Source organism: Halobacillus rhizosphaerae, from assembly GCF_046719735.1.
Taxonomy (GTDB): Bacteria; Bacillota; Bacilli; order Bacillales; family Halobacillaceae; genus Halobacillus_B; species Halobacillus_B rhizosphaerae.
Window position 1 is genome coordinate 124,655 of record NZ_JAUTWQ010000011.1, and the last position, 13,561, is coordinate 138,215.

Annotated in this window: 16 protein-coding genes; 12 read left to right on the forward strand and 4 right to left on the reverse strand. The window is 43.0% G+C overall.

Annotation, left to right across the window (positions count from 1 at the left end; translation table 11 throughout):
• The first annotated feature begins 269 nt into the window (after nt 1-269).
• From Q7A53_RS13355 to betB, 6 genes are read left to right on the forward strand one after another with little or no spacing between them, the layout of a single operon-like run.
• Nucleotides 270-1,337: an amidohydrolase family protein gene (locus Q7A53_RS13355; RefSeq protein WP_411789665.1), complete on the forward strand. Its 1,068-nt coding sequence runs from the start codon at nt 270-272 to the stop codon at nt 1,335-1,337.
• Nucleotides 1,338-1,344: 7 nt separating this feature from the next.
• Nucleotides 1,345-1,701 carry a Rieske (2Fe-2S) protein gene (locus tag Q7A53_RS13360; protein ID WP_411789666.1) on the forward strand — a complete coding sequence of 119 codons (357 nt, stop codon included), beginning with the start codon at nt 1,345-1,347 and terminating at the stop codon, nt 1,699-1,701.
• 21 nt (nt 1,702-1,722) lie between these two features.
• Entirely contained in the window at nt 1,723-2,724 is a 1,002-nt protein-coding gene (locus Q7A53_RS13365) for an NAD(P)/FAD-dependent oxidoreductase (RefSeq protein ID WP_411789667.1), read from the forward strand.
• A gap of 4 nt (nt 2,725-2,728) precedes the next feature.
• A complete protein-coding gene (locus Q7A53_RS13370; protein ID WP_411789668.1) occupies nt 2,729-3,319 on the forward strand; it encodes a chromate transporter in 591 nt (196 codons plus the stop codon).
• Nucleotides 3,316-3,852 carry a chromate transporter gene (locus tag Q7A53_RS13375; protein ID WP_411789669.1) on the forward strand — a complete coding sequence of 179 codons (537 nt, stop codon included), beginning with the start codon at nt 3,316-3,318 and terminating at the stop codon, nt 3,850-3,852. The genes Q7A53_RS13370 and Q7A53_RS13375 overlap by 4 nt, the downstream gene beginning before the upstream one ends.
• Before the next feature lie 22 nt (nt 3,853-3,874).
• The gene (gene betB, locus Q7A53_RS13380) at nt 3,875-5,341 is read left to right on the forward strand and encodes a betaine-aldehyde dehydrogenase (RefSeq protein ID WP_411789785.1); all 1,467 of its coding nucleotides are present in this window, start codon (nt 3,875-3,877) and stop codon (nt 5,339-5,341) included.
• 148 nt (nt 5,342-5,489) lie between these two features.
• Here the strand turns inward: betB and Q7A53_RS13385 are convergent, their stop codons facing one another.
• Nucleotides 5,490-6,677 carry an MFS transporter gene (locus tag Q7A53_RS13385; protein WP_411789670.1) on the reverse strand — a complete coding sequence of 396 codons (1,188 nt, stop codon included), beginning with the start codon at nt 6,675-6,677 and terminating at the stop codon, nt 5,490-5,492.
• A 147-nt stretch (nt 6,678-6,824) separates the two neighbouring features.
• Between Q7A53_RS13385 and Q7A53_RS13390 the strand changes: the two genes are divergently transcribed.
• From Q7A53_RS13390 to Q7A53_RS13405, 4 genes are all read left to right on the forward strand, one after another.
• On the forward strand, nt 6,825-7,583 hold the full coding sequence (locus Q7A53_RS13390; RefSeq protein WP_411789671.1) for a TrmB family transcriptional regulator: 759 nt from the start codon (nt 6,825-6,827) through the stop codon (nt 7,581-7,583).
• Between the two features lie 201 nt (nt 7,584-7,784).
• Nucleotides 7,785-8,393, forward strand: a complete 609-nt coding sequence (locus Q7A53_RS13395; RefSeq protein WP_411789672.1) for a metallophosphoesterase family protein — start codon at nt 7,785-7,787, stop codon at nt 8,391-8,393.
• Nucleotides 8,394-8,466: 73 nt separating this feature from the next.
• A complete protein-coding gene (locus tag Q7A53_RS13400) occupies nt 8,467-8,997 on the forward strand; it encodes a dihydrofolate reductase family protein (protein WP_411789786.1) in 531 nt (176 codons plus the stop codon).
• A 50-nt stretch (nt 8,998-9,047) separates the two neighbouring features.
• Nucleotides 9,048-9,455 (forward strand): VOC family protein, encoded by a 408-nt coding sequence (locus tag Q7A53_RS13405; RefSeq protein WP_411789673.1) that lies wholly within the window; start codon nt 9,048-9,050, stop codon nt 9,453-9,455.
• 116 nt (nt 9,456-9,571) lie between these two features.
• Here the strand turns inward: Q7A53_RS13405 and Q7A53_RS13410 are convergent, their stop codons facing one another.
• Both Q7A53_RS13410 and Q7A53_RS13415 read right to left on the reverse strand, forming a co-directional pair.
• Nucleotides 9,572-10,096, reverse strand: coding sequence for a type 1 glutamine amidotransferase domain-containing protein (locus tag Q7A53_RS13410; protein WP_411789674.1), 525 nt, complete (start codon nt 10,094-10,096; stop codon nt 9,572-9,574).
• A gap of 45 nt (nt 10,097-10,141) precedes the next feature.
• Nucleotides 10,142-10,528 (reverse strand): DoxX family protein, encoded by a 387-nt coding sequence (locus tag Q7A53_RS13415; RefSeq protein ID WP_411789675.1) that lies wholly within the window; start codon nt 10,526-10,528, stop codon nt 10,142-10,144.
• Between the two features lie 160 nt (nt 10,529-10,688).
• On the opposite strand from Q7A53_RS13415, the gene Q7A53_RS13420 reads away from it, so the two are divergent.
• Both Q7A53_RS13420 and Q7A53_RS13425 read left to right on the forward strand, forming a co-directional pair.
• A complete protein-coding gene (locus Q7A53_RS13420) occupies nt 10,689-11,588 on the forward strand; it encodes a DUF1002 domain-containing protein (protein WP_411789676.1) in 900 nt (299 codons plus the stop codon).
• A 66-nt stretch (nt 11,589-11,654) separates the two neighbouring features.
• Entirely contained in the window at nt 11,655-12,218 is a 564-nt protein-coding gene (locus Q7A53_RS13425) for a GDSL-type esterase/lipase family protein (RefSeq protein ID WP_411789677.1), read from the forward strand.
• A gap of 5 nt (nt 12,219-12,223) precedes the next feature.
• Here the strand turns inward: Q7A53_RS13425 and Q7A53_RS13430 are convergent, their stop codons facing one another.
• Entirely contained in the window at nt 12,224-13,483 is a 1,260-nt protein-coding gene (locus Q7A53_RS13430) for a helix-turn-helix domain-containing protein (RefSeq protein ID WP_411789678.1), read from the reverse strand.
• Between the last annotated feature and the right edge of the window lie 78 nt (nt 13,484-13,561).

Sequence of the window (13,561 nt, forward strand, 5' to 3'; positions counted from 1 at the left end):
GTCTGGCTCATAAGAGGGAGATTTGGCTGGACCCTTTGATATAACAGCGTTCTATTAACCTCAATTTCCCATCCTAAAGATTGTAAAAATGAAACAGAAAAAATTTTTTATTTAAATTAAAAAGTTATCACTGAACGTCACTGAGCGTCACTGAACGTCACTGAGGTAGCTAAGCGCCACTCAACCTCTTTAAACAGGTTTGGAGTTTAGCAAGGAGATTGCTAGGCTTTTAGATAGACGACTCGCCAACTTACAAGGAGGATTTATCTATGAAAAGTAATAAGATTGCACTAGTAGATACGGATATTCACGAACGTGTCAGCTATAAGGATATTCTTGACCAATTAGATGAACCATTTCGCCACTATATTGAAAATTGTAACTGGGTTCAGGAAAAGCATATGCCTTACACACAGCCCTCCATTGCCGGAGTGGATCGAGCGGACGCAAGGGTCCCTGATGGCCGTCCGGCTGGGTCCGATCTCGCTTTCATGCAAGAACAGCTGTTAGACGATATCGGGCATGAGTTCGGTATCTTAACGAGTGCTTTAGACCCATCTCCTTCTTCAATGCACGGATGGCATGAAATGGCGGCAGCATTGGCAACGGCTTATAACAACTGGCAGATAGAGCATTGGTTGGAGAAGGATGAGCGATTATACGGATCTGTCCATATTGCCGCTCAGGACAGGGATGAGGCTGTCAAAGAGATCGAAAGAGTAGGCTCTCATTCGAAAATGGTCCAAGTGCTCTTGCCCATTGATGACATCATGTGGGGAGAACCGTACTATCACCCCATCTTTGAGGCAGCTGAGAAACACCAGCTTATGATTGGTATGCACCATAATGAACCACCAGTTTACTACGGAAAATGGCCAAGGTACTTTATTGAATGGCATACATTGATCCCGACCGCTCATATGAAACAAATAACCAGCCTGATGTTCAACGGTGTATTTGAGAAATTTCCGAACCTTGGCTTAATGATGATTGAAGGCGGGTTTACATTCATTCCGCATTTAATGTGGAAAATGGATCAGCAGTACCGGGATTTGCGCCATGAAGTACCGTGGTTGAAAAGAAAACCAAGTGAAATCATGAAGCAGCAGGTTCGCTTTACTACTCAGCCAGCTGAGGAACTGACCAAGAAGGAGTTTGATTCTCTGCTTGAGCAAATGGGGACCGATGAAATGCTGTGTTTTTCCACTGATTATCCTCATTGGGATTTTGACTCGCCGCAGCGGGCATTACCTAAGATGGATCCCGAGTTAAAGAAAAAGATTTTTGCAGATAACGCCAAAAACTTTTACCCTAAACTGCCCAATACAAAGGAGTGAGAAATCGATGGAACAAATCGTTTGTAAAACCTCAGATGTTCAGCCTGGAGAAATGATGAAATCCAGCTTCGGAAAGCAGAATCTATTAGTATGCCGCACGCCGGACGGAGAGTTCTATGCCTTCTTAAATCAATGCATTCACCAGGGCGCTCCTCTTGATAAAGGAATGATGTGCGGGGCGACCACAGATTCGAGCCAGCCGGGAGACTACCAGTACAGTCATGAAGGTGAAATCATTCGCTGTCCATGGCATGGGAGAGAGTTTGATATTAAGAATGAAGGAAGAATGCTTGCCAATCCCAGCAAGAAGATACCAAGCTTCAAGGTGCGTGTCGAAGAAGAAAACGTGATTGTTTACAAATAATAGAGAAAGCGGGTGAAGAAGATGGACAATACGGCAAACGTTTCAGATGTCATTATTATTGGTGGAGGTCCTACGGGGTTATTTGCTGCCTTTTACGGAGGCATGAGAGAAATGTCGGTGAAAATAATAGACAGCTTACCTCAGCCTGGGGGACAATTAATGGCTTTATATCCGGAAAAATATATTTATGACGTAGCCGGTTCGCCTAAAGTATTAGCTAAAGATTTAGTTCATCAGTTAGAGGAACAAGCGGCTCAGTTTGACCCTGACATCTGTCTAGAAGAGAATGTTCAGGATGTGGAAAAGCTTGAGGAACATCTCTTTAAAGTAACGACGACACAAGGCGTGCATTACTCTAAGACGGTGTTAATCACAAGTGGAGCAGGAGCTTTTCAGCCGCGGAAGCTTAAGCATGATACAGCTCATAAGTATGAAGGGAAAAACCTTTTTTATTCGATTACTGATCTGCAGTCCTATCAAGGACAGAGAGTGTGTATTTCCGGCGGAGGCGATTCAGCGGTGGACTGGGCGTTAATGCTGGAAGATGTGGCAGATGAGATTACACTCGTTCATAGACGAAACCAATTCAGGGCTCACGAGTCCAGCGTCAACCAATTAAAAGAAACCAATGTCAAAATTAAAACTCCGAGAGCGATCGATGAACTGGTGGGAACAGACGACTGTATAGAATCCATTGTCTTAAAGGAACCAAAAGGGGAAAACTCTGAAAACCTGGAAATTGATTCGTTAATTGTCAATCATGGGTTTCTTTCCAGTCTTGGAGCGATCAAAGAATGGGGATTGCAGCTTGAGAAGAATTCCATTGTCGTGAATCAGAAGATGGAAACGAATATCTCGGGAATTTATGCAGCTGGTGATATTACTTCTTATGATGGAAAAGTTAAGTTAATCGCGACGGGCTTTGGAGAAGCGCCGACGGCTATCAGCCAGGCGAAGCATTACATTGATCCAGAAACGAAAGTCCAGCCTCCTCATAGTACCCGCATTCTAGGCGGCGAATAGCCGGTTGTTTTCTCAACTGAACTTACTCAGATCGTGTCAGAGTTACCTGGGTCGGGTGTATACCGTTTTCTTTGCGTTTGCGAAGATTAGTCCGGTGACCTTTGGCGGCGGGGCAGCGATGATTCCTCATATTGAATCTGAAATGGTCAGGAAGAGGGAGTGGTTTACCAGTGAGGAGGTGCCCAGTATTTTCGCGATTGCCCAATCTGCGCCGGGATCCATTGCGATCAATGCTTCGATTTATATGGGCTTTAAAGTGCAGGGAATAGGAGGAGCTGTGGCTGCCATGCTCGGAATGCTGTTACCAGCGAATCTAATTATTATCCTGTTAACTTATCTCTATCTTCATTATCAAAGTCTACCAGTAGTAGACGCGGCCTTTAAAGGGATACGTCCGGCTATCGTCGGTCTTATTATATTTGCAGCATGGAAGATTGGAAGAATGTCGATAAAGGATTCGTTTACTCTCCTATTGCTCATCCTCTCGATTGTTCTGCTCTTCGTGCTGGAGGTTTCCGCTGCCTTTCTTATCTTAGGGGGCGGCCTTGCAGGTTGCTTCTATTATAGGGATCGAATTAAAAGGAGCAGGGAATGATGATCTACCTCCATCTATTCGCGGCATTTTTTAAGGTGGGGCTGTTTGGCTTTGGAGGCGGTTACGCTATGATTCCTTTGATGAGCGAAGCCGTCAGGGATCATCATTGGCTGACTGATCAGCAATTCACGGATATTATCGTGATTACTAGTTCTGCTCCAGGACCGATTGCCGCTAATTCTGCCTTGTTTATCGGCTATCAAGCTGCCGGCGTCCCTGGAGCGATGATTTCCGCCTTAAGTAATTTGCTGCCTTCTTTTATAGCGGTTTTATTATTGATCAAGCTATTTGTAAAGCATAGACAAACCCATGTACTGCATCACAGTTTGCGTGGGATCCGCCCTGTCATAACAGCACTGATTACATTTGCCGGGGTTCAATTAGCCATAAGTGATGGTCTATTTTCAACGGCAGCTGATTTTCCTCAAATCGGTATCCTGTTCCTTGCTGTGGGGATGCTGTATAAAAAAATATCCCCAATATGGGTGCTAGGCATTTCAGCAGGACTTGGAATAGTCATCTATAGTTTGTAAAGGAGGAAAAGGTTCTATGAAAATGAGATCTATGTACATTAACGGAAAGTGGGTTCCTGCGGAAAGCGGTGAAACACGAACCATTTTGGACCCATTCAATCAAGAAACAATTGCCTTGGCAGCTGAAGGAAATGAGGTGGATGCTCAAGCCGCCATTCATGCAGCAAGAGAAGCATTTGATCAAGGAGATTGGAGCTGTACTCCAGCACCAGAACGGGAAAAACGGATACTGAAAATCGCTGAATTGATTGAACGTGATCAGCAGGAATTGGCAGAACTTGAAACCTTAGACACAGGAAAGACTTTAACAGAAAGCTTGGCGGACATGGCAGATATCGCCGAGGTATTTCGTTATTATGGCGGGTTAGCAGATAAAGATGGCGGCGAAGTCATCGAATCGCCTATCCCAGAGTCCCGGAGCAAAGTCGTTCGTGAGCCTGTCGGTGTATGTGGCCAAATTACCCCGTGGAACTATCCATTATTGCAGGCAGCGTGGAAGCTTGCTCCTGCTCTGGCAGCAGGAAATACTTTAATCATTAAGCCTAGTGAGATAACCCCCTTAACCACGGTCAAAGTGACAGAGTTAATAGAGGAGGCAGGAATTCCAGCAGGGGTAGTTAATCTAGTTCTGGGATCTGGAGCGTCTACAGGTCAGAAACTGGCAGAAAGCTCACAAGTAGATCTTATCTCCTTCACGGGAGGAATCGAGACAGGAAGAAAGGTGATGACTGCCGCCACGGCTAACTTCAAAAAGATTGCTCTGGAGCTTGGCGGAAAGAATCCTAATATTGTTTTCGAAGATGCAGACTTTGAAACTGCTTTGGATCAGGCAATGAATGCAGTATTTTTTCACGCCGGGCAAGTATGTTCGGCGGGCGCGCGTCTCTTAGTCCAAGACAGTCTTCACGATGACTTTGTGAAAGCATTAATTGAAAGAACGAAGAGAATAAAACTAGGTAATGGTTTTAATGAATCCACTCAGTCCGGTCCTCTTATCTCTGAAAGACATCGGGAAAAGGTGGAGAATTACGTCCGGATAGGCATTGAGGAAGGAGCGAACTTGAGGATAGGCGGAAAGCGTCCTGAAGCAGAAGAGCTACAAGCGGGATTCTTCTTTGAACCGACGATATTCACGGAATGTACGTCCGGCATGCGGATAGTTCAGGAAGAAACATTCGGTCCATTGCTAACGATTGAACGGTTCAGTACGGAGGACGAAGCTGTCCAATTAGCCAATGATACGATCTATGGGTTAGCCGGAGCCGTATGGACAAAGGACAGTAGAAAAGCAGAGCGAATGGCAAGTCAACTGCGTATGGGTACCGTATGGATTAATGATTTCCATCCTTACTTTGCGCAGGCTCCCTGGGGAGGGTATAAGTCTTCTGGTATTGGACGCGAATTAGGAAAGCAAGGTCTCGAAGAATATACAGAAGTGAAACACGTCTTTGAAAATACTGCCCCTGCTCCGCTTCACTGGTTTAAGTAAATCAACAAGAAACTTCATAGAATAAAAAACGCGTGAAATCAGTTCTCCGAAACCTGAATTTCACGCGTTTTTTTAAGGAAAGGTGATAGATTCTCCAGAATAACTGCTCCGGAACTAGGCTGGAGTGGTTGATGTTTTTCCTTTCCTGCTAATAGGCTCCCGTACCGGCCTCCTGGTCTGAAACGACAGCCGTATTTACTCGTTGACGGGTCATAGAGAAGAGGGCAGCACCGAGGGCAAGCACGACAAAAATTCCACCAGTGGTCGCATTCTGCTCCACAGAAGCTCGTTCAATGACAATGCTTCCCACAGAGGACCCTAAGGCAATCCCGAGGTGAAGAGCGGAGTTATTTAAGCTTTGCTGAATATCCGCCGATTCAGGGGCCGATTCAATTAAATAACTCTGCTGTGCAGGCGTGACCGCCCAGCTGAGCATGCTCCAGATAATCATAACTACTAAGAACAATGGAAGAGAAAAGGTCGTATAGGGAATCACGAATAAGGATAAACCAAAGACCATTATTATTCCTAACACAGTCGGCTTTGTCCCAAACCGGTCAGAGAGTATGCCTCCTGCTCCCCCGCCCAGAACGGCTGCAATACCAAAGAGGAGATAAGCAATACTCACCCAGGTCCCGCTTAAACCGAGTGCTGACTTTAAGAAGGGCGTTAAATAACCGTATAAAGTCAAATGTCCCGCTAAAAATAAAAAGGAAGTCAGCTGGGCAAATAAAATTTTTGGGTTATTTAAGGTGCGTATCTGCTCTTTAATTGGAATAGAAGGTTTGGGTGCCATTTTTTCCATAAAGAAGTAGATACCGGCTATGGAAAAGAGCGTTAATAAGGAGATGAGAATAAAGGGAGCGCGCCAGCTGAAGGCGTTGCCTAACATTAGACCGAAAGGCACCCCTAATACTAACGAACCGCTTATTCCCATAAATATGATTCCAATCGCTCTCGCTCTGTAAGCCTCAGTGGAAATGGCAGAGGCCATAGTGACACAGAGCACAATTAGCAGCGAACCGCTTGCCGCCCCAATGATTCTAGCTACCATTAACACGGTATAATTAGGGGCGAAAACTGCTACAATACTGCCCGCTAAAAAAACGAGTAACGCACACAAAGTCAGCCGTTTCCGTTCTATTTTTACCGTTAGAGCTAATAAGATCGGACCGGCAATCGCAAAGACTACGGAGAATACAGATATTAATAATCCCGCTTTTCCGACACTTACCCCGAGATCTTCGGCGACTAGATCTAATATACCTCCAATAATTAGTTCAACCATCCCTACCACGAAGGCCACAATGGTTAGCAAATACACACGTTTATCCATTTCGTTTCTTCCCTTCCGCTTAAGTTACCACTACAATGGTAACTTTTATTCAATGAAACTACAAGGGTGAATTATTGTTTCTTTATGCCCGCTTTAACTATGCTAAGATAGAAGAAATCAATGAGAAGGTAAGGAGTTAAAACTTAGATGCTTCAACCATTCGGATTTACCCAGTATGAAAGTAAAGTATATGAAGCGCTCATCACAGTGAATGAGGCATTGGATGCCACCACCATCGTCAAACGCTCAGGGGTTCCGCGATCTAAAGTATATGAAGTGCTGCAGAGAATGACGGATAAGGGAATGATTTTGGAGTCTACGGCAGATCGAAAACGTCTGTATTACGCTCTTCCTGTAGAAGCAACGATTGATAAGCTGAAAGCGGACTTTGAGTCAAATGTGGAAGACTTAAAAAATATCCCTCAAAAAGATGTAGAAGCCGATGACCGAGTATGGACATTAAAGGAAGATCAATCTATCCTATCGATGCAGAAGGAATTAATGGGAAATGCCCGTAAGTCTATTGTCATTTCCGGGTGGGCGGATGATCTTGAGCCCTACATACCTGTTCTTGAAGGAAAGTCTAATGAGGGAGTAGAAGTGGAAGTCCACTCGACAGGTGCCATCGAAACGACCTTGTCCAACGTATCTATTCTTATCCCTAACTCGCTGCACGAAGCATTAGAGAGAAGCCGCATTCTGATTATAGATAATCAGGAAGTCATGTTTGCAGGCAAAGAGCATACAGATTGGCAAGCCATGCATACCCAATCTAAACCACTCGTGAAGTTTTTTACGGAATTCTTTTATCATGATGTTGCCTTAACAGAAATTACACGTAAATATAGCGATACGATCTTAAAGGATGAAGGAATTCGAGAGCTTCTGTTGAAATTAAGATATTAATCCATTCATTCCTCACCTGTATTGGCATCATCTCCAACTAGTAAGCGAAACGTTTAAGATGAAATGGACCAGGGAGAAAAGACAGGTTTTAAGTGAGGCAAAAAAAGAAATAGTCTACTATGGACTGTTCTGTCTATTTTCAATAGAAACGGTGTTGTAAATATTCAGAGCAAACTTCAGGTTCATAAGGAGGCTAAACTAATGCGCTACCTTGTAGTTTCTGATATACATGGAGAAATTGAAAAACTGGAAAAAGTACTAAAAGAAGCTTCTTATTGTCCTGATGAAGATCAATTAGTACTGCTTGGAGATTATGTAGACAGAGGGGCACGCTCTAGAGAGGTTGTCGAAAAAGTTAAAGAACTGGTCGAGGAAAACGGGGCGATCGCTATTAAAGGAAATCACGACGATTTATTCATTCGTTCCAAGTATGAAGAGGAAGCGCTGAATTTATGGCGGATGAACGGAGCAGCCAGTACGGTGAAATCTTATGAAGGACTCTCAGAAGAAATGAAAGAGCATCAGGACTGGATGGAAGACCACCTTCGACTTTATTATGAAACAGAAGAATATATATTTGTACATGCAGGTCTGCTTCCCGATGTTCCGTTAGAAGATCAAGAAGAGGAAACGATGTTGTGGACCCGTCATACAAGTCAAATAGGATTAGGCAAAACAGTGATCCATGGTCATACCCCCGTTCGCGACATCTCTTACTATAAAGACCAAATTGATATAGATACGGGGGCAGTCTTTGGAGGAAAACTTACATTGTTAGAGCTGCCTACTCATGAAGTATATACAGCATAGATTTATCATATTTGTGTTCATCCCTTGGTTCCTATTAGAAGGAAGCAGGGGTTTTTTATCAGGAAGGGGAGTTATTATGGATAAGCGGAAACTAGTTTTATTTATAGCTCAAAGTTTAGACGGTTACATAGCTTCAAAGGAAGAATCTTTAGATTGGCTCTTCCAGGTGGAAGGGGAAGGAGATAATGGTTATTCGGAGTTTTATGAAACGGTGTATACGATTTTAATGGGGAAGCGAACCTACGATTGGATCATCCAGCAGGAGAAAGGAGAATTTCCATATCCTGCGAAGGAATCCTTTGTTTTTTCAAGAACTGTTAAGGAAGATCTCCCTCACATAACGATAGTAAACGATGACGTGGTCCGCTTTACAAATCAATTAAAGCAGAAGGAGGGCAAAGATATATGGCTTGTTGGGGGAGGAGATTTGTTACACACTTTTTTAAAGGAAGATTTAGTGGACGAACTAATCGTCACGGTTGCTCCTGTGCTGCTTGGAAGCGGGGTTCCTCTATTTAAAGAAAGGGGCAATTCATTAGACCTTCATTTAAAAGGAACAAGACGCTTTAATCAATTTGTAGAATTGCATTATGAAGTTCGTTAATGGAATTTCAATTTAAGGGTGGGTATAAAAATAAAAAGGGGAGAGGGAAGATGAATAACCCATTGCAAAGAGTAGGAACGATCTATCTTCCAGTCGAGAATCTCGAAAAATCAACGGATTGGTACATTGAAAAATTAGCTGCGGAACTTACATACAAGGATCTGGACAAAGCTATTCTGAATTTAGCAGATCAGAGTTTCTTCCTAGTACGAGCTAATAAGGGTCAATCCTCCAACTTTATGGATGTTCTGGGGAATACCTGTTTTTCATTAACCTTTGAAGTAGATGGGGTAAATTCCCTGCATGCTCTGCGAGAGGACCTTTTGAAAAAAGGCGTAAAAACTGGGGAGGTCGAAAACAGAGGCCACCCTGGCAGAAATTTTGTCTTTTATGATCTGGATGGGAATGCTTTTGATGTTTGGAGTGAACTTAGTTCAACCTTTGAAAAGAAAAGATAATCATCGTAGTACATATCCGCACATTTCTGATGCCGTTCCCACACATAGCGAAGTGGAAATAAAACAGCCCGAACCCTTAGTAAAGGTTCGGGCTGTGCTGAATATGCTCTCGTACTCTAGCTTTCTGCTAATAAATCAGCAAATGCTTTTGCATACGGAGGTAGATCAGGCGGACGGCGGGCAGAGACGATGTGTTCGTCCTGCACCACAGGTTCATCATGCCAAATCGCTCCTGCATTCTTCATATCATCTTTAATTCCTGGCGTACTAGTAACGTTTCGCCCTTTTAAAATGTCCGCAGAGATCAGCACCCATCCGGCATGGCAAATCTGACCGATTGGTTTCTTGTATTCATCCATGTGCTTAACCATATTCAACACTTCTGGATAACGCCGCAGTTTATCAGGCGACCAGCCTCCTGGGACTAAAATCCCGTCGTAATCGGAAGGGTTAATATCAGAAAATGCGTAATCAGATGTGGCAGGAACTCCGTATTTACCAGGGTATTCTTCTCCAGCAGTCTCTCCAGCAAGATGAACAATCGCTCCCTCTTCCTGAAGGCGAAGCACAGGATACCAGAGTTCTAGGTCTTCAAAATCTTTACTTACTAAAGCAATGACTTTTTTGTTTTCTAAACGCATAGAAACCTCCTCCAATCTATGTTCTTTCCTAAGTGTATCAAAACACTAGAAAGAGTTCGAATCCTTCGAAACAGCAAGCACCCACCAAATAAGCAGAGGCTGAAGCAATGGACGAATCCATAATACAACAGGATCTGTATGGTCACTCCACGGAGCGGCGACTTCATGTATGGCCGCATAAATGTTGGCAGGCAGAACAGCAACTAAAAAGACGGCAGAAGCAATTCCTGCGGCTCTCCGCGTTTGTGGGAAGAGTAACAATAACGCTAAAAGCCATTCTGTATTTCCCGTCATATAAATAATTTCCAGCCTTATCGGGGTCCACTCAGGCAGCATTTGGGCGAAGCCTTTATCATAGATGAAATGGGCAGCACCAGCTAGAAAGAAGCCTAGGGCAAAGAGGTAGAGTCCCAGCTTTCTTAAAATCATCATGATCGTCCACTTCCTTTGTAAATAATTCGGCATAATGAAACTTGTTGAGATTAATTATCGTATAATCATTAGTGCCTTTCTATTTGATTTAGGTATAATGATATCTAAGTCTAGCATAAGGTTAAACAAATTTGGAATCTATCATAAGGGGTCGAGATGATTGAAGAAGAACTTTCTGGTACTTATATTGGCTTTTGTGTTAGCAAGTGTGATTCTGCCGACAGTCAGTCAGGCATCTACAAATGATGAAGGAATTAACGAAAAGCTTGGATTGCCGATAGTCGTATATGGAGAGGCTTTATCAGCTTCGCAAAAAGCGGAGGTAGCTAAGCTGCTGGAAGTGGATAAACATGAACAAGTGGACGAATTCACGGTAACCGGACAGGACATTGCCAATTATATTGACGGGAACCCGAACTCGAATATGTATTCTTCTGTGAAAATTCTCCATAAAGATGAAGGAAACGGACTGAATATTGAAATTGTAACGCCTGATAACATTACACAGGTTACCACAGAAATGTACAAGAATGCGTTACTCACAGCTGGAGTGGAAAACGCTGATGTAATGGTCGCTTCCTCTGTGAAAGTCAGTGGTCATTCGGCATTGACTGGTATTTACAAAGCTTATGATGCAAAAGGGGTGAAGTTGGATAAAGACCGGATGAAGGTCGCTAGTGATGAACTGGATGTGGCAACCTCTATTGCTGATAAAGAAGGTATGAGTGATGAAAAGATTAGTCAGCTGCTAACAGAAATTAAAAAAGCAATTGCCGAACAGAATCCTGCCACGAAAGAGGATGTAGAGAAGATTGTTAAAGATCAGCTTGCTAAACTGAATATTGAACTCAGTCCCGAAGACCGGCAGCGGCTGATCGACTTATTTGATCAGATGAGAAATTTGAATATCGATTTTGATAAAGTCAGAAATCAGCTGGATGATCTTACCGGCAACATCCAAAATCTAATCAATGACGATGGATTTTGGAACAAGCTGACGGCTGCTATTAAAAGTTTTTTTCATGCATTAAGCAATTTTGTCAGTTCGCTGTTCAGTTAATGGGCTGCTGCCGTCCTCTTTATGGGGGCGGTGTTTTTTTAGATGACAAATTAAAGGAGGGAAACTATGAAGAAGATCATCTGTTTTGGAGATAGCTTAACGGCTAGGAGAGAGGGTCATGAGACTTCACTGCTGACAAAATTGATTCAGCAGAAACGTCCCGAAGATTGTCTGATCAACGCGGGAGTCTCTGGAGACAACACCAGACAAGCTATTCAAAGGCTGGAAGAGGATGTGCTGAACTACCAGCCGGATCTTGTATTCGTACTATTTGGTTCGAACGACGCTGCTATGCATAAACAGGTTCCTATAGAGGAATACCATAGGAACCTGGAATGGATAACGGATCAAATCGGACCGGATAAAGTTATCTTAGTTACCCCGCCTCCTGTGGATGAAAACCTGCAGAAATCAAGGTCGAATCAAACACTCGAACTTTATGGGACTGCTGTTAAGGAGGTAGCGCAGCTGAATCAGACAAAGCTGCTGCCATTTTATGATCTGCTGAAGGATCTCGACTATCCCGACATCTTGAAAGGTGTAAAAAATGATGGTCTGCATTTTGGTGAAAAAGGCTACAAACTGCTGGCTGAATGGATGCTGGAGGAAATTAAACAAACGTTTGATTAAGGGAGTTAAGTCTCTAATAATGCGGTCAGCGCCTGGTAAAATTCAGAAGAACGTTTGTATTTGCCTGCTTCATAGTAGTGCTGTGCGAGCTTCTTGTACAAGGGTTTCAAAAATTCCATTTGCTCTCTTTGTTCGAAGAAATCGATACATTCTTCCAGGCTTTCGACATATAGGTCATGCTGCCGTGTAAGTTTATAATAATCGAGAAAGGCATCAAGCAGTTTGTAATAGTCTACTTCATGTGTGACATGGAGTTTGGCTTGTTGAAATGCCTGCAGAGCTTCGCCGGGCTTATCAAGTGCAAGGTAATTTTTGCAAAGGGCATGATAAGTAATACTTGGATTCTTGTTTAATTGTAATTTCAAAGACAAAGTTTTCTCTAAATAGGTTAAAGCTTGAGCTTCATGGTTTTGTTTCCTCAATAGGATGGCTTTATTATGGTAAATTTGTGCCGTTAGCGATAAATCCTCAGCTTCCAGTGCAAGTTCCTCTCCCTGATTCAGATAGTTCATCGCTTGCTCAAAATCCTCGAGTCGTTTATAGATGGTACCCATTAAATTGTAGGTCATACTTTGGTCTTTGGGCTGCTGAAGCACCTCGTAATAATATAAAGCCTGGCTGCAATAATCTATCGCACGTTCATAGTGATCTTTCGCCTTTAGCAGCAATGCAATATTAAAATGAATCGCTGCTTTAACGGGCAAGGACACAGCGACCTTAAGATAGCTGTGATAATTCTGTAAACTATGATCATAATCCTCACTTCGATAATAGTGCAGTCCAAAGAAATAGTAATAGGCTTCTTTGATGAGTCTGGGGAAAGCGGCTGGATCTTCCCCTGTTAAATAATGCAATAAGAAATCCTCGTAAAGCTGGTCAGCCTGACGGAGCTGGCCTTTTTTATATAAATAGGCTCCTTTTAATAATAAAAAGTAAACCTCCTGCTTCACGCAGCTTAAGCTATCGTAGTAATTATCATCAATCATTTGCAGAAGCGGGGCAGCTTTTTCTAAATCCTCTATAATAAAATGGTGAATTTGAGTAAGTAGATAATTGATTTCACGGTCTTCAGATCCATAATGATAGAAGAACCGGGGAGGAAGCTTGAGTTTGGTCCCGATAAGTTGTGTCACTTTAGAACTCGGCTCCCGATGACCATTCTCGATCTTGCTCAAATGAGCTACAGACATAGAGTCCTCGGCCAGCTGTACGAGAGTCAGCTGTTGGATCTTACGATATACATAAATTCTTTTACCAATATTCATGTTATCCATTCCTTTAAGTTTCTTAATAGGTATGTATCCATTTAGTTTAGTAGGTAATATGGTCTGGTTTTTAATAAG